Origin of the sequence: Ramlibacter sp., from assembly GCF_050250995.1 — a bacterium.
Lineage (GTDB): Bacteria > Pseudomonadota > Gammaproteobacteria > Burkholderiales > Burkholderiaceae_C > Ramlibacter.
In genome coordinates, this window is record NZ_JBFWNP010000004.1 from 26,451 (window position 1) to 47,177 (window position 20,727).

The window sequence follows — 20,727 nt, forward strand, 5'->3', positions numbered from 1 at the left end:
CGCAAACGATGCAGCACCCCCCGGGCGAAGACGCCGCCATCGAAGCCCTGCGCGGCTTCGCGGCGCTCATCGTCGTCGCTTCGCACTACGCGTACCTCGTCGTGAAGACCCCCGGCCCCTGGGGCTTCGCGACCACGGGCGTCGATCTCTTCTTCGTGCTGAGCGGCTTCGTCTTCGCGCCCTACCTGGCGGAGCGGCGTCTCGAATGGCTGCCGCACCTCGCGCGCCGGTTCTTCCGGCTCTATCCGCTGTACCTGGTCGCGCTGCTCGCCTATGTGGCGCTGAAGCTGCCTTCGCCGGACGCCGGAAAGCATTTCGTCGAGCATCTGTTCATGGCGCACACGCTGCGCTCGCTCGACATTGCCTTCTATTACAACGCCGCCTTCTGGAGCCTGCCGCCGGAGGTGGAGTTCTACCTGCTGCTGCCGCTCGTGGCGGGGGTGCTGCGCGGCCGGGGCTTCGGCCTCTTCGTCGCGTTCGCGCTCGCGATGCACATGGCGCTGGTGGCGCTGGCCGTGCCGGGCGAGGGCGTGACGCCGCGCGCCATCGCAACCGTCCATTTGCCGGGCGTACTCATCGAGTTCTGCCTCGGGGCCTGGGCCGCGCGCATCGCGCAGTCGCGGGGCGCGCGGGGCAGCCGCCTTGCACGCGGCATGTCGGGTCTCGCCGTGCTCGTGGCCATGGCCGTGCTTTTCACCCTGTACGTCGCCGATCCGAAGGAGGCCGCGACGACGACGCCCTGGCTCACCGGGAACGTCGGCCTCGGCGCGGCATTCGGCTATGCGCTCGTCGTGAGCGCGCTCGCGGGCGGTGCACAGCCGAAAGGCATCGCTCTCTCACTGTGCCTGCTCGCGGGGCAGTTGAGCTACGGCATCTACCTGTTCCACAACGCCATGCCGCAGGTGCTGTCGCGCACCAGCCTCGACATCGGCGGCTGGGGCGCGGTCTTCGTGTGCCTGGCCGCCACGCTCGTCGTGGCGTGGCTGCTGCATCACGCCGTCGAGGCGCCCGCGCGAAATTACGGGCGTGCCCTGAGCGCGCGTTGGCGGGGGCAGCCCGCGGCGACTAACGTGTCACCGTGAACGACACCCAGCGCGGCGGCACGTCGGGCAGGGCGACGAGGGCGACGTAGGGCGCGGGTTCGAGCAGTTCCCACTCCTCGTGCGAGAAGGGCATGGGCGCATGGCCGCGCGGCCGGAAGATCGCGGGCATCGTGGTCGCGGAGGGGCTGAACGCGAGGACCGCCGCATCGGCCGTCATCGCGCGGAAGTGGTCGGCGCTTGCGCACGCTTGCGGCAGCACATCGAACCACACGTCAACCGGAACCGGACGCGCCAGCGAGTCGAAAGCCGGCATGAATCGGCGAAACAGAGGAAAGCGCTTGCGGAAGTACCGTTCGCGCGTCTGCATCATCAGCTCCGCCTTGAAGGCCTTGTGGCGGTATTCGTGGACCGCATCCACGCCGCTTGCGACGCCCAGCCGCCAGCCGGCGCGACGCAGGCGAACCGAGAGGTCACTGTCCTCGTAGAACATGAAATAGTCCGGATCGAAGAGTCCGCCCGCGGCCAGCGCGGCGTCGCGCCGCACCAGCAGCACGGCGCCCGCGAGGAAGTCGACTTCGTGGACGCCACCGCCGTGCATGAGGTCCTGCTGGCGCGCGAGTTCGCGACCGGACGCGCGCATGGTCCGCCCGCGCAGGCGTGCGGCGAGCACCTGCTCGATCGACGCCCGCGGCGTCTGCGGCGACGCCGTGGGCAGCAGGAACGAGCGCTGCTCGTTCCACCAGATGCGCGGCGACAGCGCGGCGAAGCGGGGCTCGCCGCGCAGGGCCTCCACGAGCGCGGTCAGGTCCCGCGACACGATGATCGCGTCGGGGTTGAGCAGCAGGAAGAGCTCGGCGTCCGAGCGCTCGAACCCGATGTTGCAGGCGCGCGCGAATCCGAGATTGGCCCCCGTGTCGATGACCTCGATACCGGGGTTCTGGCGCGCAATCTCGCACAGGTGCCGCGCCTCTGCGGCATCGTCGCTGTTGTCGACGATCCAGGTGCGGCCGTGCGGCCAAGGCCCCAGCGCGCGCACGCAACGCTCGACGTCCGCCGCGCCGAACCAGTTGACGATGCAGACGTCAACGGAGGACGGCGAGGACATGGAGGCTCTCGGTTCGCAGGCTCTCTTCGTCCACCGGCAGGCCCGCCGACCGTGCCGCGGCGATGAGCCGCTCGTGGTCCGCCGCGGGCGCCGGACCCGCGCCCCGCCACTCCACGGCCTCGAACCCGGCTTCGCGCAGGAGCTGCTCGATGGCGCGGCGCGTGAAGAAGCGCAGGTGCGTGCCGCACAGCACGCCCACCGGCAGGTAGTCGAAGCGGCCGGCGAGGAGGTCGCGAACGACGGAGGCGTGGCCCACGTTCGGCACGGACAGCAGCAGGTGGCCGCCCGGCCGCAGGAAGCGGCGCGTCTCGCGCACCAGCGCGAGCGGGTCGTCCAGATGCTCGAGCACGTCGAGGCAGCTCACGGCGTCGAAGGTCGCGTCGTGCGTGGGGGCGAAGTCGTCGAGCTTGCCGCGGAAGACGTGAAGCTTGTCGCTGGCCGGCGCACGTCCTGCAGCGGCGCTCGGCTCGACCAGCCACGCTTCGCCGCCCCGCCGTTCGACGAAGGCGCGCGCGAAGCCGCCTTCGCCGCCGCCGACGTCGAGCAGGCGCTGCACCGAGGCGGGCAGGAGTTCGAGCATCTCGGCGCGGTCGTTCTGCTGGTAGGCGGCGTACGAATGAACGAAGGCGCGCGGAGCGAGGACGGCGTGTTCGCCGAGGGCCCCCGGCAGCTCGGCCCAGGTGAGGTCGGGGCGCGCGGCGATCGCCTCGCGCGCCGCGGCCACATCGACCATGAAGGCGTGCGGGATGTGCAGCGGCGCCGGGGCGCTGGCGGGAAGTGAACCGCGGCGTGCCACGTACGCTTCGAAGTCGGCCTGCGTGGTGTAGGCCGGCGCCCATTCGCCGCTCGCATCGCGCGGGTCAGCGGCGACGGCGCATTTCACGGGGTCTTCGTCGAGGCTCTGGGCAAGGGCCGGGACGAGATGCTCGCTCGCCAGCAGCGCGGGCTGGAGGAGGACGAGAAGTCGGTCGGCGCGGCACTGCGCGAGGAATGCCGCCGGGTTCGATGCTTCGATCTTCGACTCGTGCCATTCGGTCACGGTCGAACGAACCGTCGCCCGCAGTTGCCGCAAGCCAAGTGCGAGTTCGTCGCTGCCTTCCAGCACGCTGTCGGTCAGCACGAGCGCATCGACGCTTCGCGCGCCAATGGCCTCGAATTGCCGTGCAGGCCCTGCGGCATCGGCCGGCACCGCTGGCATCGCCGGCAACAGGTCCGATGCCCACCATCCCCCCGGATCGCGCAGGATCGCGTCCGAGAAGAACCGGTAGACGCTCTCCACCGTCGACGGCGTCCGCGCCGGCCCGACCGGCCCGATCTCCAGCCGGTACCTGTCGCCGCCGAGGTGCCGGCACACATAGCCGCCGAGGTCGCTTCCCGTGCTTTGCGCCATGCGCAGGGGTCCACCGGAGAGTCGACGCCGCGCCCCGAGAAAATCCACGTCCATCGACACGCCGTCCGGCAGGACCGGCGCATCGCCCAGGATCACCAGCACCTCCCCGCGCTGGAGCATGCGGTAGAACTGGCGCGTGCCGCGTTCGAGATCGATCACCTCGCCGCCGTTGAGATAGCGCTCGAGCCCGCGGTATTTCGCCGAGAAGTGCGCCTGCACGGCGGGGTCGACGCGCGGATCGTGCGTGACCGACGATGACATGAGGTTGACCTTGACGCCGCTGCGCGCGAGGAAGGCGACGCCGAGGAAGAAGCTCTGGAAATGGGGCGTGAGAAGCACCAGGCCGCGCTCGCGCTGGCGCAGCAGCTCCAATCCGGGTGCAGCGGGTACGACCTCGCACTTCAACGCGTCGACGCGCCCCGCCGCGATCAGCCGCGCTTCGTATTCGTCGCGGGCTTCGGCGATGAAGCGTCCGCGCCTCGCGTCCGCCACTGCGGCCTCGCCGCCCGGCAGCGCCATCTCGCGATAGCCGATCGCGCAGTGCGAGCGCACGTGGCGGAAGCCCAGCGCCATCGAGCGCCAGTCGCGTCCGACCGCCGCGTTGAACACGCCGCGCAGGTGCGCCAGCGTCTGGCCCAGCTCGATGGGCAGCTTCGCGAGGGCCGGCAGCACATGCGCGAAATCGGCATGGTGCGCCCGTCGCGCCGCGCGCCACGCGGCGTCGCGCCAGCCTTCGCGTGCCGGTTCGGTCACGGAGCGAGCCTCCGCGCGGCGCGCTGCATTTCCACGAGCATCGACGTGCAGCGGCCGCTCATTCGCACGAGTCCTCGCGCAAGGGACGCAGGAAGCGTGCGACATCGCCCGGCGCGTTCAGGGCGAGCCACGAGGTGTGGATCGGGAAGCGATGCGCCCATTTCGCCTCGAAGGCGGCGCCGCTGCGCTCGATGCGGTCGGCCATCGCGCGGGGGACTTTCGTGGATGCCGGCGTGTCCGACCAGTGTTCGCAATACGCGTCGATCACCGCCGCCTGCAGGCCGCGTTCGCGCGCCTGCAGCACGACGTCGGTGCCGTAGAAGTCGAAGCCGAGCGCGGGGTCGAACGCGAGTCCGCTGTCGGCGCGCACGGCGACGAGCAGTTCGTCGAGGCTGTCGGCCGCGTGCGGCAGCGGCAGCGCTTCGCGCAGCAACCGGCCGCGGTCGAGCACATGGCCCGCGCGACAATCGCCGCTCAGGCCATAGACGCCGGCCACGGCGAGCATGGGCAGGGTGTCCTGGGCGGCGCGGAGGCCGGCGAGGAACGTCTCGTCCCAGCCCGAAGGAAGCGTCACGTCCTGATGCACCCAGACGAGCCACGTGCCGGGGCGCGCGGCCTGCGAGCGCATCGCCGCGTTGAATGCATCCGCCGCCGACGCCGCATTGAAATGCGCGACCAGCGGCCGCTGTCCCTGCGCGATGCAGGGCGACGCGCACAGGCGCTCGCGCAGCACCTCGAGGCGGCTCACGGCGGCCACGAAGACGAGTGCGTCGGCAGGTATCGGTGGCGTCGGTTGCGTCGCTTGCGTCATAGGAAATCGGTATCGCCGCCCATCAGCCACCAGCGCAGGCGGGGGACGTCGGCGGCATCGAGGGCAGAGCGGCACGGGATGCCCAGCCACGCCGTCACCGTGGGCGCGGCCATGCCGGTGTCGCGCAGCGATTGTGTCACCGCCGTCGTCGCCCAGGCCGACAGGCTCGTCGCCTTCGCGCGCGCCGCTTCGGCGAGGCTCGCGCGGCAGGCGAGCGGGGCGTCCGCGGGATCGCCGATCCAGTCGAGCCATTTCGCGTCGGCGGGGTCGGATGCAAGGTCCAGGATGGCGACGCCGCGCGCGCGGCGCGACCAGGCCCGGCGCAGGACGAACGCGCGCGAGCTGCGAGCCGGCCGCTCGAAGAAGCGCCAGCGGACGTAGGCCGGCGTGCGCTCGCCGACGACGAACTCGCGCGTCGCCCGGGACATCGTGTCCCACGCCTGTTCGATGCTGCGGTCGAACTCGGGCGAGCCGGCGTCGAGCGGCACCCAGCGCCACGTCCACGGCAGGTCCGTCGTCGCAGGATCCGGCAAGGCGGACGGCACCATCCACGACAAGCCCTGTACCGGCCCGCCATCGTGCAGCAGGCCGGTCTTCACGGCGAGCCGCAGATGCCGCTCGCTCGGAAAGCCGAACGCGATCGCGTGGGGCGTCCCTTCGCCGACGTGCGCGCGGTAGAAGGCATCGGACACATGGAAGAACGGCCCGCGCCGCGTGAGCACGCCCCGCCACGCGGTCGCGACCATGACATCGCCGATCTGGATGCCGCCGCGCCGCTCGCCCTCGACGTGCAGCGCGCGCGGCACGCCGCCGCAGTGCGCGATCAGGCGGCCTTCGTGCCACATGCCGCTGCCGAGCCCGCCGCCTCGACGGTACTTCCAGTCGTACCAGGCCGCGTCCGCGCCGTCGCCGAACACGTCGACGTGCAAGCGGCGAAGCTCCGCGCCGTCTTCGGGCGCGAGGTCGCGCAGCTCGAACGCGCGGCCGCCGATCTCGACCGGCGTGACGGCCGGCGTCGCCCCCGGCGCTTGCCTTGCCGTCACGCCTGCCATTCGTGCTCGAGCGCGACGAGCCCCTGCTCGAGCCCCGTCTGCGTCACGTTCAGGAGCAGGCAGCGTTCGACCTGTTCATAGACGTGGACGCCGTCTTCGGAGATGAGAAAGACCGTCACCGAATACTGGCCCTTCAGCAGCGGCAGGCGCGGGAACACGACGCCGACCCGGCCGCGACCGCTCGCATCCCTGTGCAATGTCACGCCATCGTTCTGCGTCGTCGCGCTTGCCACGGTGAGTGAGTTCGCGTCGTTGATGCCCAGCGCCACCGCAGGCGCGGGCAGGCTGGGGTCGATCGCGAATTCGACGGTGAGCGCCAGGTCGCTGCGCGCGCTGCGGATCGCGAGCTCCTGGCCCTCGACGCCGTCCGCGCTCGCCGTCACCTTCGTGATGCGCGCCGTGCCGCTGGACGCCGGCAGGGCCGCGCCGGGCGCGAGCGGCGTGACGGAGGCCGGCGCCATCGCCGCGTTGAGGCTCGCCTGGTAGGCGCTCGTCACGTTTGCCGCCGGCCCGAACTCGCGCAGCCGGCCCGCGTCGATCCACATCGCCTTCGAGCACAGCGCCTCGACCTGGTACATCGAGTGCGAGCAGAACAGGATCGTCTTGCCCGCGTCCTTCAGCCTCATGATGCGGTCGAAGGACTTGCGCGCGAACGCGCCGTCGCCGACCGACAGCGCCTCGTCGATCACGAGGATGTCGGGCTCGACCGCCGTCGCGACGGCGAACGCGAGCCGCATGAACATGCCGCTGGAATACGTCTTCACCGGCTGGCGGATGAACTCGCCGATGTCGGCGAAGGCCACGATCTCGTCGAGCCGCGCGTCGACCTCCGCCGGGCTCAGCCCGAGGATCGCGCCGTTCATGTAGATGTTCTCCAGCCCGGTGAAGTCGGGGCTGAACCCCGCGCCGAGTTCGAGCAGCGCCGCCACGCGCCCGCCTACGTGCAGGTCGCCCACGGTGGGTTCGAGCGTGCCGCACACGAGCTGCAGCAGCGTGGACTTGCCCGCGCCGTTGCGACCGACCACGCCGATCACCTCGCCCGGACGGATCGCGAACTCGACGTCGCGCAGCGCCCAGAACTCGCGCGCATAGCGGCGGCGGCCGCCCCACAGCAACTGCTTCAGCCGGTCGGTCGGCCGGTCGTAGAGCTGGTAGCACTTGCCGATCGCCGAAGCGCGGATGGCGAACTCGCCGCCGGTGGCCTCAGACGACATCGGGGAACCCCGAACGCACGGCGCGGAAGAAGGCCGCGCCCGCCGCGGCGATGGCGAGGCAGACGAGCAGATTGAGCGCGAGCGGCGTCCACGCGGGCCACACGCCCTCGAGCAGGACCTGGCGCGTCTGCGTGATGATGGGCGCGAGCGGATTGAGGAAGAGCCAGCGCCGAAGCGCGGCGGGCACCGCCTCGACCGGGTAGAAGATCGGGCTCAGGAACATGAGCAGGCTGAGCACCAGCGCGATGACCTGGCCGACGTCGCGCACGTAGGTGCCCAGCGCCGACAGCCACCAGCCGAGGCCGACGGTGAGCGGCAGCAGCGGCAGCCACACGAGCGGCAGGGCGACGAGCGTGACGGGCACCCGCCCGGCGTCCCACAGCGAAAGCACGACCAGGAGCACGAGCGCGATGACGAGATGCACGGCGGCCGCGAGCGTCGTCGACCACGGCAGCACCTCGAGCGGGAAGCGCACCTTCTTCACCAGGTGCGGCTGGTCGAGCACGAGCCGCGGCGCGCGGCCCACGCACTCGGCGAAGAACTGGAAAACGGCGAGACCCGCGTAGAGCCGCACGGCGAATGCGAGGTCGCCCTCGTTCGTCGTGCCCCAGCGCACGCCGAACACGTGGCGGAAAACGAGCGTGTACACCGCGAGCATCAGCAGCGGGGTGAGCACCGCCCACGCCGCGCCGAGCCACGACTGCCGGTAGCGGGAGTGCACCTCGCGGCTGGCGAACTGCCGGATCAGGGAGGCGTGGCGGCGGGGCCAGAGATAGGAAGCGAGCGAAGTCAAGGATGAATGGGGGAGTCAGGCTTTCGGCGGGTCGGCGCGGCCCTCGGCGATGTCTTTCAGCACCTGCAGCTGCACCAGTTTCAGCGTGTTCCCCTCGCGCACCAGCAGCTTGTGCAGGAACAAGAGTTGGAACGCGCGCGTCACGGTCTCGCGGCTCGCGTTGATCATGATCGCCATCTCCTGGTGCGTCGGCACGTTGAGCACGCTGCCATCCTGCTGCGGCAATTGTAGGATCAGCACGCACAGGCGCTGGAACGGGTTGGCCAGCCCGAGTAGCGTGCGCTGCGCCGTGACCAGGCGCACGCGCTGCGCCAGGCGCGACATGACGGCGCGCGCAAGCTCCGGGTGGACCGAGATCAGTTCACGTGCGGAACGGGCTTCGAGAAAGGCGACGGTCGATTTCGCGGCGGCGACGACGAATTCCGAGGCGCCCTGGCCATCGACCACCGAGAGCTCGCCGAAATAGTCGCCCGGGTCGACGAAGTAGAGGCCGACACCCCGCCCGTCCACGGTGAAGTCGATGCCCTGCAGCCGGCCCTCGACGAGGAAGCCGAGTTCGAAGTTGGGGCTGTCCTTGGCCATCACCATCGCGCGGCGCGCGAAGGAACGCAGCGACATCGACGCCGACAGCGGCTCCAGGACTTCGCGCGACAGGGGGCGCAACAGCGGGAACTGGCTGAGCAGTTGGAGCGAGACCGGCATTCGGACGCGAGTTTAAGGTGCGCGCGCCCGTCGCATCCGGCGGGACGTGTGACCCCGCGCACATGCGAGTGCATCGGCTCGCGGCAGAATACAAGCTGGATCGGTTCGCCCGGGCGACCGGCCGAAAGGCTCATCATGACTATTCCTTACTACTTCGCCGTTGCCGCACTGGCTTGCGCCGCGCTGCCCGCTTTCGCGCAGCAGCAAAGCGCCATCGTGGGCGAGGCGACGCTGGTCATCGGCATGGCCCGCATCGTCTCCGGCGACGCCGCCCCGCGCACGGTGGAGCGCGGCATGCCGATCCGTGTGGGCGACCGGGTCGAGACCGAGGCCGGTGGCCACGTGCATTACCGCTTCGTCGACGGCGGCCGCATCAGCATCCGGCCCTCGAGCCGCTTGCACATCGAGAGCTACAACAACTCCGGCAGCGCGCTCACGGCCATCAAGTTCCGGCTCGACGAGGGCGTGGTCCGCTCGATCACCGGCGCCTGGGGCGAGGCCGCGCGCGACCGCTTCCGGCTCAACACGCCGGTGGCCGCCATCGGGGTGAAGGGCACCGACTTCGTGGTGAAGTCGGACGCCGAAAAGACGTCGGCCTCGGTTTACACCGGCGCGATCGTCCTGTCGCCCCTTGCGGGATGCACTTCGGCCCTGGGGCCGTGCCGCACCGGCGCGGAAAAGCTGCTGTCCGAGGACATGAAGGGCCAGATGCTCGAGCTGAGCCGCAACCAGGCCACGCCGCAACTGGTGCCTCTGGTGGACCTGCTCGCGCAGAACCGGCGCATGGGTCCGAGCCAGGCACAGGCCAAGATCGACAAGCCCATCGTGGCGGCCAGCCCGCGAGAAGACCTCGCGGCCGACAAGACGGTGGTCAACGAGTCGCGCTCGGCCGTGGTCGTCGCCGCCGGCACCGCCGTTGCCGTGCCCGTCGCCGTGGCAACGGTCCCCGCGCTGCCGAGTGTTCCGCAGCTGATGTGGGGCCGCTGGGAATGGGTGAAGCCGGTCGATGGCGACCTGCTGTCGCGCACGTTCGAGCAGGCCACGGAAAACGGGCGCGTGGGCACGGTGGGCAATGGTGCCTACGGCCTCTATCGCACCGCTCCGTCCGACAACCCCCTGCTGCAGACCGCCGACACGGCCGCCAGCTTCCGCCTGGGCGGCGGCGTGGCGCAGCTGAACGTGGCCGACGGTCGCGGGACCACCGCGCAGCCGGTGAAGGTGGAGTCCGGCACCCTGAACGTCGACTTCTCGCGTTCGACGTTCGCGACCTCGCTCAACGTGTCGAATCCGGCCATCGGCGCGCAGAACCTGCAGGCCAACGGCATCGTGCGGCCCAACGGCTATCTGATCGGCCAAGGCGGCACCGCCTACGTGGCCGGCGCGCTCAGCCTCGACGCGAAGGAAGCGGGCTACTTCTTCGAGAAACCGTTCCCCGCGGGCAACCTCACCGGCATCACCCTCTGGGGAAGGTGATTTGACGCGATCGCCGCGTGCCTTGGCCACGAACTGGGTGGCCGGAGTCGGTCTGCTCATCGCCTGTGTGCTCTGGGCGGCGCAGGCCGTGCTCGTTCCCGGCTGGCTGGCCGACGCGGAGGAGCGCTCCGGGGACATCGTGTGGCGGCTCGGCGCGGAGCGCAAGGACGAACGCCGGCTCATCGTCGTCGACATCGACGAACGCAGTCTGCGCGAGGTGGGCGCGTGGCCATGGTCGCGCGGCACGCAGGCGAAGCTGATCGAACGCATCGCCGCGCAGGGCGCGAGCCAGCAGATCTTCGACATCGTCTTCACCGACCCCATGCCCGGCGATTCCGAGCTGGCCGCGGCCGTGGAGAAGCACAACGTGGTGCTGGCGCAGGTCTTCGCGCTGCAGCAGGGCGGCACGGACTCCGTCGGCGCCCTGAGCGGCGCGCTCGCCTGGCAAGGCTGTCCGCCGCCCTTCACTGAAGCCCGCGGCTACATCGGCAACTCCAGCGCCATCGCCAGCCGGCATGCGGGGCACATCACGCCCCGCCTCGACAGCGACGGCCTGGTGCGCCACGTTCCCGCCGTCATCTGCCACCAGGGCAAGGCCTATGCGACGCTGAGCCTGGCCGCCTTCCTGCGAGCGACCGGCGACGAAGGGCTGGCCGTCGACCGCGGCGATTCGCCGCTCGACGCGAGCTGGATGCTCGCGGGCAAGAACCTGCCGCTCGGGGCCATTCCCGTCGATGCGCGCGGCGACCTGCGCGTTCCCTGGCGGCTGCACCCCGACAGCCTGGTGAGCGTGTCGGCGGCCGACGTGCTGGCGGGCCGAGTTCCCGCGGGCCTGCTGGCCAACGCGTGGGTGCTGGTGGGCAGCACCGCTTTCGGCCTCAACGACTCCATCGCGACGCCGTTCGGCGCGGCCGGCGCGGGCCTGCAGGTGCATGCGCAACTCATCGCCGGCCTGATCGATGGCCAGGTGCCGCGCACGCCCCGCCTCGCGCCCTGGTACCAGCTGCTCGCCGCCGCCGCGGGCTTCGCACTGCTCGCGGCGCTCGGCCGCGACCGCCGCAAGTTCCCCGTATACCTGCTGCCCATCGCGGCGCTGCTGTGGTGCGGCGTGCTGTGGGTCCTGCACGCGGTGCAGCTCGATCGCTCGGCCCTGTGGCTCGGCTGGGCGCAGCCGGGCTTCTTCGTGGTCGTCGCCGGCATCGCGATGGGCATCCTGCAGCACGCGAAGATGCGCGTGGACCGCGACCGCCTCTACAGCCATCTCTCCAGCTACCTGCCCGCGCCGGTGGCCGCAGCGCTCGCTTCGCAGTCGCCCTCCAGCGCGATCACCGCCAGCACGAACCAGGTGTCGGTGATGTTCGCCGACATCCGCAACTTTTCCGCCTACTGCGAAGCGCGTCCGCCCGAGGAGGCGGCGGCCGTGCTGCACGCCTTCTTCTCCACGGCCGCGCGCATCGTCGAGGGCGAAGGCGGCGTGATCGAATCGTTCCAGGGCGATGCCGTCGTGGCCGTGTGGAACGGCGACCCGGCCGGAGCGGGCGCGCCGGCCGGCCTTGACGCCAAGACGCGCAGCGCGGATCACTCCCAGCGCGCCCTGCGAGCCGCCGTGAAGCTGCACGCCGCCATGCATGGCGTGCTGCCCGACCCCGCGCCGGGCGGCCTCGAGCCGCTGGCGCTCGGCATCGGCGTGGAGACCGGGCCCGCCATGGCCGGCTCGTTCGGCCTCGCCAGCCGTCGCACGCACATGGTCCTGGGACGGACCGTCACCATCGCCAGCCGCCTCGTCGAAATGACGGCCGAGCTGGCCCACCCGATCCTCGTCGGCGAGGGACTGGCCGCCCAGGTGGGCGCGGCCGGGCTCGAGTCGCTGGGGACCTTCCTGCTGGAAGGCATGCGGGTGCCCCACCACGTCTATGCCTACCCATTGCAGCCGGCCCCCGCTCTCGCTTAGGTCGCTGGTGCTCGGCTGCGCGCTCGTCCTCGGCGGGGGCGCGGGGGCGGAGGCGGCGCAGTGCGAACTCCCTCGCGAAGCGCCCGAGGCGCGCGCGCTCGAAGCCTTGCTGTCGAGGCTCGGCGAGTGCCAGCGCGACGCGGCGTATCTCGCGGGCATCGGCCACTTCCTCAACGAAAAGGCGCGCTACGACGAAGCGGCCGAACATCTCGAGCGCGCGCTCCTGCTCGAACCGGACCTGAAAGGCGCGCAAGTCGACTACGCGATCGCGCTCGCGGGCCTGGGCGACATCGCCTCCGCCGCGGCGCTCGTCGACAGCCTGCTGGCCGACCCCGGCTTGCCCGCCGCGCTTCGACCGGTGCTGCAGCGCCAGCGCACGCGCTGGGCGCGGGCCGGCGGGACGCAACTGCGATTCGTCGCCAGCGCGCGGCTCGGCTACGACAGCAACCTGCTCGGCTCGCCGAACCTGAGCTCGCTCGCCCTCACCTTTCCGGGTCAGACGGTGAATCTGCCGCTGGACGAGAGCTATCGCCGCCGCTCGGGCATGTACCTGCGCACCGACGCGCACGTCGAGGCGCGCCGGGACCAGGGCGGAACGGGGCAATGGGACCTGTTCGCGGGCGTGCGCAGCCGGCGCAGCGACACGGTCGGCGAGGCGAGTTCCGATCAGATCGACGTCGCCGCGCAGTACAACACCTATCAACGATCCAGCGAACGCTGGGGCGGCTACATGGGCGCCTCGGTGTCGGCGCTGCATGCGCGCACCGGAATCGACTACCGCGCCACGGGGGTGTCCGCCGGCGTCGGCAGCCTGCGCGCGGCGGCAAGATGCGATGCGCGCGCGGGAATCGACCTGCAGATCCGCGAGTACCAGAGCAACCCGGTGTTGTCCGGACGCTACGCGGGCGTGTCCGGGGTCCTGGCCTGCGAAGGACGGGGCATGCAGTGGCTCGTCGGTGCGAAAGCCGGGCGCGACCGCGCCGCCGATGCCGCGCGGCCGGGCGGCGACCAGGTCCAATATGGAATTCGCGCGGCCGCGGTCTGGACCGGCGTGGGCTGGGGCGACGCGCCGCAGGGCCAGCTGCTGGCCGATGCCGACGTGAGCGTGTCGCGCGACCGGACGGGCTACAGCGCGCTGCTGGAGAGCGGGCGGCTGCGGTCGGTCACCCGCGGTACGCTCCGGGTCGAGTTCCAGCACCCGCTCGCGTACGGCGCGCTGTGGGTCGCGGGCGCCGAATGGACGGTGCAGCATGCGTCGCTCGCGCTGTTCGGCAGCCGCAGCTTCAGCCCCTACGTCGCCGTGCGGCGCGTGTGGTGACGCACGCGAACCTAAGTTCGCGCGAACGATCTGCACGATCGTGTGACGCGCGTCACTTCGGATGCCGGCGGAGTCGACGACACTCGCTGTCACCAAGTTGGCAAAGGGCCACACAACGCTTGGCAAGGCAAAAGCGTGTGTGATAATGCCCGGCGAACTTGTCAGGGTCAGGTTTGGGTCGGCGTGTCTTCGAATGAAGGCAGTCCGAGCGAACCTGGTCTCTATGGTTTAGTTCTTCATTAACCTTTTTAGGAAGATCACATGCCCGCACAAATCTTTGGCGCACCGGCAACCGCGATTCAGCTGTACCAGGCCTTCTTCGGCGCAGCCCCCAGCAATCCGCTGTTTACAAACTATGTCGGCGTCATTGGTGCATCCAGCCCGATCGCCTTCGCGCTGACCCTGGGCAACCAGTTCGCCACGGTGAGCGATGCCGACCTGGCTTCGCGCGTCCTGACGAACCTCGGCATCACGTCCACCACGGTTCCCGCCGCTTCGTACACGGCCCTCCTGTCGGCCCTGACGCAAGCCTTCGCCGCGTTCCCGACGCAGCGCGGCATCGTCGTCACGAACCTGACGAACATCCTGACGGGCCTCGAGAGCGACGTCACGTTCGGCTCGGTCTCGCAAGTGTTCAACCAGTCGGTCACGGCCAGCTACGTCTACGCCTCCAACTCGCAGAACACGCAGACCACGACCCTCGGCGCCATCACGACCACGACCCCGCTGAGCGTCAACGCTGGCGACGTCGTGACCGGAACCGCCGGCAACGACAACATCAACGGCAATCTGTTCTTCAACGCGCCGTCGGGCACGTTCTTCCAGACGCTGAACACCGGTGACTCCGTCAACGGCGGCGCCGGCACGGACACGCTGACGGTCGGCTTCAACAACGGCGGCGCCCAAAACGTTGCTGCCGCGCTGACGAGCATCGAGAACCTGTCGGTCAACGCCACGGGCACGGCCGCCACGTCGATCGACATGATCAACTCGACGGGCCTCGCCTCCATCGGCGTGTCGAACGGCGCAGCCGGCGGCGAAGTCTCTCTGCAGAACGTGCAGGCCGCCATGACTTCCGTGTCGCTGTCCAACACCCAAGCCGGTGTTGTCGTCAACAGCATCGCCTCTGCCATCGCCGGCACCGCCGACACGATCGCCCTGAACCTGAACCAGGTCGGTGGCGCCGTCGTCGCCGCGCCGATCGTCGGCCTGGCCGGCTACGAGACCATCAACGTCGTGAGCAGCGGCCCCGCCACCAACGCCATCACCCTGTCGCAAGGCGCGGGTGCGAGCGGCGGTGCGGCCAACTACGTGGCTGGCGCCACGGTTGCCGCCACCGGCACCACGAGCCTGACGGTCAACACCGGCACCAGCACGAACGCGCTGACCGTCAATGCCTCGGGCATGACGGGCACGGGCGTCCTGACGGTCAACGCCAACACGGCCGTCAACGCCGTGACGATCACCGGCACGGCCAACGGCGACACCGCTGTCTTCGGCGCGTTCTACACGGGTGCCGATGTCTACAACGGCGGCGCGGGCACCGACACGATCTCCGTGGTGCAAGCCGCGGCGGCCGGCGTGACCGCCAACCAGACGAACCTGACGAACCTTGAGAACCTGCTGCTGTCCGACGCGGTGACCGCCGCGACGTACACGCCCGCGGCCTTCGGCGGTGCGACGACCCTGATCCTGACGACGGCCTCCGCCGCCGCCTACACCGTGAACTACGGTGCGGGCACGGCCGGCCTGACGATCCGTGCCGACCAGGCCGGCGCGTCGACCGTCAACTCCTCGGGTTCTGCCACGACCGACGTGCTGAACCTGGCGCTGGGCACCGCGACGACGACCGACGTCGACCTGGCCGCCACGACCAGCACCGGCTTCGAGACGATCAACCTGTCGTCCACGGGCGCCCTGGGTGCGGCCAACTCCACCGGCGCGATCACCATGACGGCCACCGCCGCCGTGGAAACGCTGAACGTGAGCGGCGCGCGCAGCATCACGCTGGGCGCGGTGCAAGCCGACGTCGTCAACGCCTCCACGTTCACGGGCAGCCTGAACATGACCGCCGCGTCCGCGGGCGCTGGCTTCAGCGCCGGCGTGCCGGTCACCAACGGTGGCATGCAGATCACCGGCGGCGCTGGCGCCGACACCCTGTTCGGCAGCGATGGCGCCGACCAGATCGTCGGTGGCGCAGGTGCCGACCGCATCCGCTTCGGCTCTGCCGCAGTGAACCAGGGCGACATCGTCACCGGCGGTGACGGTGCCGACCAGTTCCGCTTCGAAGGCGCGGCCCAGTCGCAAGGCACGGCCCAGATCGTCAAGATCACCGACTTCGTGGCAGGCTCCGACAAGATCGCTCTGGTGTTCGGCCCCACCGCGGTGACCATGAACGCTGCCGTGACCGTGGCAACCGCCGACACCCTGACGCAAGTCTGGGCGGGCGTGGGCACCTCCAGCGGCACCGCCGCCGATGCGAACGTCGGCGCGAAGCTGGTGACGGTCTCCGCTGGCCTCGCCGCGGGCACGTACCTGTACGTCGACGCCAACGACGATCTGGCCTCCAACTCGGCGACGGACATGCTGATCAACGTCACCGGCGTGACCGGCACGGTCACCGCTGCGGACTTCGTGTTCGTCTGATCGGCCTCGCGACGCAGCGCTTTTCGCAAGCGCTGCCGACCGATAGAAACCCGCCCCGCAAGGGCGGGTTTTTTTATGAAATGACCGATTCCGTCCATCGCGACTACGTCGCTGCGCTCACGCTCTGGCGCGAGGGCCGCAAGCTGGAGGCACGGGATGCGCTGAAGCGCGTGGTCGATGCCGCGCCGCAGGAGGTCGTCTACTGGGCCAACCTGGCCGCTGCCCACGTCGAGCTCGCCGAATGGGCCGCTGCGGAGTCTGCCATCCGCCGGGCGCTCGCCCTCGATGCGGGCCGCGCCGAGAGCTGGCATGGTCTCGGCAATGCACTCACCGGGCAGCAGCGCTGGCTCGAAGCCGCGCAAGCCTACGAGCGGGCGCTGGAACTGAAACCCGACCTCCCCAACGGCGACGCAACGGCGGCGGCGGCCTGGCAACGCGCGCAGCAGCCCGAAGCCGCGGCGCGGCGGTATTTGCGTTCGATCTCCGGCGTTCATGGCCGTGACGACCCCGAGGTGCTCACTGCAACGGCGCATGTGCTGCGCGAACTGGGCCAGATCGACCAGCCGCTGGAACTCTATCGCCGCGTGGCGGCCTTGCTGCCGGCCAATGCAGCGGCGCACAACAACCTGGGCATGATCCACCAGGCGGCGGGCAACTACGACGAGGCGATCGGCTGCTATCGCAAGGCGCTCGAACTCGCGCCCGCGCTGCATTCGTGCTGGTCGAACCTGATCGTGTGCCTGAACTATTCGCCGTCGTACGGTCCCCGGGACGTCCGACACGCTGCCGAGGAATTCGACCGGAATTGCGCTCGCGCGCTCATGCCCGCCGTCGGTCACGACAACAACCCGGACGAAAACAGGCGCCTGCGCGTCGGTTACGTCTCGCCCGACCTGCATCGCCACGCGGTTGCCTACTTCCTTCTTCCGCTGCTCGAGGCGCACGGCGATGCCGTCGAAGTCGTTTGCTACAACAGCTCGACGCTGGAGGATGAGTGGACCGCACGGCTTCGCGCGGCATCCTCGCAATGGGTCGATTGCGCGGCGATGAGCGACGAGGTCCTGGCCCAGCGCATTCGCGAAGACCGGATCGACATCCTCGTGGACCTCGCCGGACACACGGAGAACAACCGCCTGCTCACGTTCGCGCGCCGGCCCGCGCCGGTGCAGGTGAACTGGCTCGGCTACGTGCTCACGACGGGCGTGGGCGCGATCGGCTGGCGCATGACCTACGCGGAGACCGATCCGCCCGACGCGGACGCCGACTACACCGAGCGGAGCTGGCGGCTCGACACCGGGATGTGGGGCTGGCGGCCGCTCCTCGGCATGCCGGAGGTGGCGCCGCCGCCGTTCCAGCGCAAGGGCGTCGTCACGTTCGGCCATCTCAACCGCTATTCGAAGGTGTCCCGTCCCGCGCTCGAATGCTGGGCCCGCATTCTCCAGCAGGTGCCGGGCAGCCGGCTTGCCATCGGCCTGCCGGCGGGCGCGACGCGGGGCGCGACGGCGCGATTCTTCGAGGCACGAGGCGTTGCGGCGAACCGGATCGATGCCTACGACAAGATGCAGCACGAGCGCTTCTGGGCGATGCATGGCGAGATCGACATCGCGCTCGATCCGTTTCCATTCAATGGCGGCACGACGAGCTACGAGACGCTGTGGATGGGCGTGCCGCTGGTGACCTGCACGGGAGAGGGGGGCGGTTTCGCGCCGCGATTTTCCAGCCGCATGGGCCGCGCCCTGCTGCGGGCCGTGGGGGTGCCCGAACTCGTCGCGCACGACCCCGACGCGTATGTCGACACGGCCGTTGCGCTGGCGCGCGATCCCGCGAGGCTGGCGTCGACGCGGGCGCAGCTGCGCGAACGGATGCGGCTTTCGCCGCTGCTCGACGAGGCGCGCAACGCCCGCGAAGTCGAGGCCGCCTACCGGGGCATGTGGCGGCAATGGTGCGAGGTCGCTCGCGGATAATCGCCGCATGTCGACCCCCATCCGTGCCACGGAAGCCCCCATGCCGACCTTCCTGCACGTGGGCAGCGGCCGGCAGAACAAGCAATACACCACGCGCGGCTTCAACACGCCACAGTGGCGCGAACTTCGCCTCGACATCGATGCCGACGTGCTGCCCGACGTCGTCGGCACGATGACCGACATGTCCTCCGTGTCCACGGGAAGCGTGCAGGCGATCTTCTCCAGCCACAACATCGAGCACCTGTATCCGCACGAAGTGCCGCTGGCACTCGCCGAATTCCTGCGCGTGCTCGACGACGACGGCTTCGCCGTGATCACGTGTCCGGACCTCGCCGCCGTCTGCGCGCTCGTCGCGCAGGACAAGCTCACGGAGCCGGCCTACGTGTCGTCGATGGGACCCATTGCGCCCATCGACATCCTCTACGGCCACCGTCCCGCCCTCGCGGCGGGCAACCTCTACATGGCGCACCGCTGCGGCTTCACGCGCCGCGTGCTCGACGCGACGCTGCAGGTCGCGGGCTTCGTGACCGTGGCAACGCTTGCGCGGCCGCAGGCCTTCGACCTCTGGGCGCTCGCTTCGAAGCGCGTGCGGAACGAGGACGAGATCCGGGCGCTTGCCGCGGAGCACTTCCCCGCCTGAGAGCCGAGAGCCGAGAGCTGAGAGCCGAGAGCTGGCGCGTGCGCATCCTCTTCGTCCACCAGAATTTTCCCGGGCAGTTCAGGCACCTCGCCCCTGCGCTCGCCGCGCGCGGCCACGACGTCACGGCGATGACCATGCGCGCCGATGCCGTGCCGCTCTGGCAGGGCGTGAAGCAGGTCGCGTACGGCGCGAGTCGCGGCAGCACACCGGCCATCCACCCGTGGCTGGTGGACTTCGAGACGAAGACGATTCGCGGCGAGGCCGCGCTGAAGGCCGCACGCGCGATGCGTGCGCAGGGCTACGTCCCCGATGTCGTCGTCGCGCACCCGGGCTGGGGCGAGAGCCTGTTCCTGAAGGATGCGTGGCCCGAGGCGCGCCTGGGCATGTACTGCGAGTATTTCTATCGCGAGCAGGGCGGCGACATCGGATTCGACCCGGAATTCTCCTCGGGCGACGAGACCGCCGCACGCATGAGGCTCAAGAACATCAACAACCTGCTGCATTTCGAGGTGGCCGATGCGGGGGTCGCGCCCACGCAGTGGCAGGCCGACACTTTCCCGCAGCCGTTTCGCGATCGCATCGCCGTCGTCCACGACGGCATCGACACGCAGGGCCTCGCGCCGAATCCCGCGGTGTCGCTCGCCGTGGGCGGCGTCCCGCTGACGCGCGGCGACGAAGTCGTCACCTTCGTCAACCGCAACCTCGAGCCGCAGCGCGGCTACCACGTCTTCATGCGCGCATTGCCCCGCCTGCTGCGCGAGCGGCCGCGCGCGCGCGTACTCATCGTCGGCGGCGCCGGCACCGGCTACGGCAAGGCGCCGCCCGAGGGAGCGACGTGGCGCGACATCTTCCTGTCGGAAATCCGGCCGCGGATCTCGCCCGGCGAATTGGAACGAATCTCCTTTCTCGGCACCCTGCCGTACGGCCAGTTCGTCGCGCTGCTTCAGCTATCGGCGGTCCACGTGTACCTGACCTACCCCTTCGTGCTGAGCTGGAGCCTGCTCGAGGCGATGAGCATCGGCTGCGCCATCGTCGGGAGCGATACCGCGCCGGTGCGGGAAGTCATCCGCCACGACCACACGGGCCGACTCGTGCCGTTCTTCGATGGCGATGCGCTGGCGCGCGAAATCGCGTCGCTGCTCGGCGACGAAGCGGCACGCGAGCGGCTGGGCCGCAACGCGCGCACCCACATCCGTGCGAACTACGACCTCGCGAGTTTTTGCCTGCCGAGGCAGGTGGCGTGGGTGGAAGGGCTCGCAGCCGCCAATGGCGCCTGAGCCCGGTGGCTCAAGACCTGCGGCGCCTGCCTGCCGGCTTCTGGCGAGCCGCGGCGCGCCGCTGTGCCCGATTGCCGATCGTCCCCGGTTCGACCAGCTGGCCCGAGGCCACCATCGCCTGCAGCGAAGCCATCAGGCGGTCGACCGCGCCCACTTGGCCGAGTCGTTGGCGAAGTACGTCGAGCGCCTCTGCCTTCACGCCCTGCGCCGCCGCATCGTCGAGCGCCTGCAGCGCCCCGGCGCGGTCGCCCGTGTCCAGCAGTGCCGTCGCGAGGGAAACGCGAAACTGCGGAAACGAGGGATGCGATTCGGCCGCAGCGCGGAAGAACGGGAGGGCCTGCGCATGTCGGCCGGCCTCGACGGCCAGCAAGCCGAGGTTGTGATTGGCATCCGGGTTGGCCGGATGTTCGCGGAGGATCGCGCGGTAGAGGACCTCGGCCTCGTGGAAGCGGCGAGCCCGGTGGTGGTCGATCGCCTGGCGCAGGGCATCTTCGAAGGAAGGATTGGTCGTGGACATTCGATCGCGATCGTGAGAAGTTCACTGATGGACCGCCGATTATCCGGAACGCTGTTGTCGAGCTGACGGCAATTCATA

Annotated in this window: 16 protein-coding genes; 8 read left to right on the plus strand and 8 right to left on the minus strand. The window is 70.1% G+C overall.

Going from position 1 to position 20,727, the window contains the following annotated elements:
- The first annotated feature begins 8 nt into the window (after nt 1-8).
- Entirely contained in the window at nt 9-1,082 is a 1,074-nt protein-coding gene (locus tag AB7E83_RS05495; RefSeq protein WP_428566239.1) for an acyltransferase family protein, read from the plus strand.
- Here AB7E83_RS05495 and AB7E83_RS05500 read toward each other — a convergent pair.
- The 7 genes from AB7E83_RS05500 to AB7E83_RS05530 are packed head-to-tail and all read right to left on the minus strand — an operon-like array spanning nt 1,066 to nt 8,863.
- Nucleotides 1,066-2,148, minus strand: a complete 1,083-nt coding sequence (locus tag AB7E83_RS05500; protein WP_428566241.1) for a glycosyltransferase family 2 protein — start codon at nt 2,146-2,148, stop codon at nt 1,066-1,068. The genes AB7E83_RS05495 and AB7E83_RS05500 overlap by 17 nt on opposite strands.
- Nucleotides 2,126-4,291, minus strand: coding sequence for a methyltransferase domain-containing protein (locus AB7E83_RS05505; RefSeq protein ID WP_428566244.1), 2,166 nt, complete (start codon nt 4,289-4,291; stop codon nt 2,126-2,128). The genes AB7E83_RS05500 and AB7E83_RS05505 overlap by 23 nt, the downstream gene beginning before the upstream one ends.
- A gap of 58 nt (nt 4,292-4,349) precedes the next feature.
- Nucleotides 4,350-5,102 carry a hypothetical protein gene (locus tag AB7E83_RS05510; protein WP_428566246.1) on the minus strand — a complete coding sequence of 251 codons (753 nt, stop codon included), beginning with the start codon at nt 5,100-5,102 and terminating at the stop codon, nt 4,350-4,352.
- Nucleotides 5,099-6,145, minus strand: a complete 1,047-nt coding sequence (locus tag AB7E83_RS05515) for a hypothetical protein (protein ID WP_428566249.1) — start codon at nt 6,143-6,145, stop codon at nt 5,099-5,101. The genes AB7E83_RS05510 and AB7E83_RS05515 overlap by 4 nt, the downstream gene beginning before the upstream one ends.
- Nucleotides 6,142-7,368 carry an ABC transporter ATP-binding protein gene (locus AB7E83_RS05520; protein WP_428566251.1) on the minus strand — a complete coding sequence of 409 codons (1,227 nt, stop codon included), beginning with the start codon at nt 7,366-7,368 and terminating at the stop codon, nt 6,142-6,144. Before AB7E83_RS05520 ends, AB7E83_RS05515 begins: the two co-directional genes overlap by 4 nt.
- On the minus strand, nt 7,358-8,161 hold the full coding sequence (locus AB7E83_RS05525; RefSeq protein WP_428566254.1) for an ABC transporter permease: 804 nt from the start codon (nt 8,159-8,161) through the stop codon (nt 7,358-7,360). The genes AB7E83_RS05520 and AB7E83_RS05525 overlap by 11 nt, the downstream gene beginning before the upstream one ends.
- 15 nt (nt 8,162-8,176) lie before the next feature.
- On the minus strand, nt 8,177-8,863 hold the full coding sequence (locus tag AB7E83_RS05530; RefSeq protein WP_428566257.1) for a Crp/Fnr family transcriptional regulator: 687 nt from the start codon (nt 8,861-8,863) through the stop codon (nt 8,177-8,179).
- A gap of 135 nt (nt 8,864-8,998) precedes the next feature.
- On the opposite strand from AB7E83_RS05530, the gene AB7E83_RS05535 reads away from it, so the two are divergent.
- The 7 genes from AB7E83_RS05535 to AB7E83_RS05565 all read left to right on the plus strand — a co-directional run bounded on the left by AB7E83_RS05535 (nt 8,999) and on the right by AB7E83_RS05565 (nt 20,132).
- Nucleotides 8,999-10,336, plus strand: coding sequence for a FecR family protein (locus AB7E83_RS05535; RefSeq protein WP_428566260.1), 1,338 nt, complete (start codon nt 8,999-9,001; stop codon nt 10,334-10,336).
- A 22-nt stretch (nt 10,337-10,358) separates the two neighbouring features.
- Complete coding sequence (locus AB7E83_RS05540) at nt 10,359-12,287, plus strand: CHASE2 domain-containing protein (RefSeq protein WP_428566262.1); 1,929 nt, start codon at nt 10,359-10,361, stop codon at nt 12,285-12,287.
- The gene (locus AB7E83_RS05545; RefSeq protein ID WP_428566265.1) at nt 12,250-13,605 is read left to right on the plus strand and encodes a tetratricopeptide repeat protein; all 1,356 of its coding nucleotides are present in this window, start codon (nt 12,250-12,252) and stop codon (nt 13,603-13,605) included. The genes AB7E83_RS05540 and AB7E83_RS05545 overlap by 38 nt, the downstream gene beginning before the upstream one ends.
- Nucleotides 13,606-13,866: 261 nt before the next feature.
- On the plus strand, nt 13,867-16,251 hold the full coding sequence (locus AB7E83_RS05550; RefSeq protein WP_428566268.1) for a beta strand repeat-containing protein: 2,385 nt from the start codon (nt 13,867-13,869) through the stop codon (nt 16,249-16,251).
- A gap of 80 nt (nt 16,252-16,331) precedes the next feature.
- Entirely contained in the window at nt 16,332-18,215 is a 1,884-nt protein-coding gene (locus AB7E83_RS05555) for a tetratricopeptide repeat protein (protein ID WP_428566271.1), read from the plus strand.
- Nucleotides 18,216-18,222: 7 nt separating this feature from the next.
- The gene (locus AB7E83_RS05560) at nt 18,223-18,855 is read left to right on the plus strand and encodes a class I SAM-dependent methyltransferase (RefSeq protein ID WP_428566273.1); all 633 of its coding nucleotides are present in this window, start codon (nt 18,223-18,225) and stop codon (nt 18,853-18,855) included.
- Between the two features lie 38 nt (nt 18,856-18,893).
- Complete coding sequence (locus AB7E83_RS05565; RefSeq protein ID WP_428566276.1) at nt 18,894-20,132, plus strand: glycosyltransferase family 4 protein; 1,239 nt, start codon at nt 18,894-18,896, stop codon at nt 20,130-20,132.
- A gap of 10 nt (nt 20,133-20,142) precedes the next feature.
- Here the strand turns inward: AB7E83_RS05565 and AB7E83_RS05570 are convergent, their stop codons facing one another.
- Nucleotides 20,143-20,649, minus strand: coding sequence for a tetratricopeptide repeat protein (locus AB7E83_RS05570; protein ID WP_428566279.1), 507 nt, complete (start codon nt 20,647-20,649; stop codon nt 20,143-20,145).
- Nucleotides 20,650-20,727 lie beyond the last annotated feature (78 nt).

Coding starts and splice junctions, on each gene's coding strand:
- AB7E83_RS05495 (WP_428566239.1), top strand. CDS start 9: ATGCAGCACCCCCCGGGCGAAGACGCCGCCATCGAAGCCCTGCGCGGC.
- AB7E83_RS05500 (WP_428566241.1), bottom strand. CDS start 2,148: ATGTCCTCGCCGTCCTCCGTTGACGTCTGCATCGTCAACTGGTTCGGC.
- AB7E83_RS05510 (WP_428566246.1), bottom strand. CDS start 5,102: ATGACGCAAGCGACGCAACCGACGCCACCGATACCTGCCGACGCACTC.
- AB7E83_RS05520 (WP_428566251.1), bottom strand. CDS start 7,368: ATGTCGTCTGAGGCCACCGGCGGCGAGTTCGCCATCCGCGCTTCGGCG.
- AB7E83_RS05530 (WP_428566257.1), bottom strand. CDS start 8,863: ATGCCGGTCTCGCTCCAACTGCTCAGCCAGTTCCCGCTGTTGCGCCCC.
- AB7E83_RS05535 (WP_428566260.1), top strand. CDS start 8,999: ATGACTATTCCTTACTACTTCGCCGTTGCCGCACTGGCTTGCGCCGCG.
- AB7E83_RS05545 (WP_428566265.1), top strand. CDS start 12,250: ATGCCTACCCATTGCAGCCGGCCCCCGCTCTCGCTTAGGTCGCTGGTG.
- AB7E83_RS05550 (WP_428566268.1), top strand. CDS start 13,867: ATGCCCGCACAAATCTTTGGCGCACCGGCAACCGCGATTCAGCTGTAC.
- AB7E83_RS05555 (WP_428566271.1), top strand. CDS start 16,332: ATGACCGATTCCGTCCATCGCGACTACGTCGCTGCGCTCACGCTCTGG.
- AB7E83_RS05560 (WP_428566273.1), top strand. CDS start 18,223: ATGTCGACCCCCATCCGTGCCACGGAAGCCCCCATGCCGACCTTCCTG.
- AB7E83_RS05570 (WP_428566279.1), bottom strand. CDS start 20,649: ATGTCCACGACCAATCCTTCCTTCGAAGATGCCCTGCGCCAGGCGATC.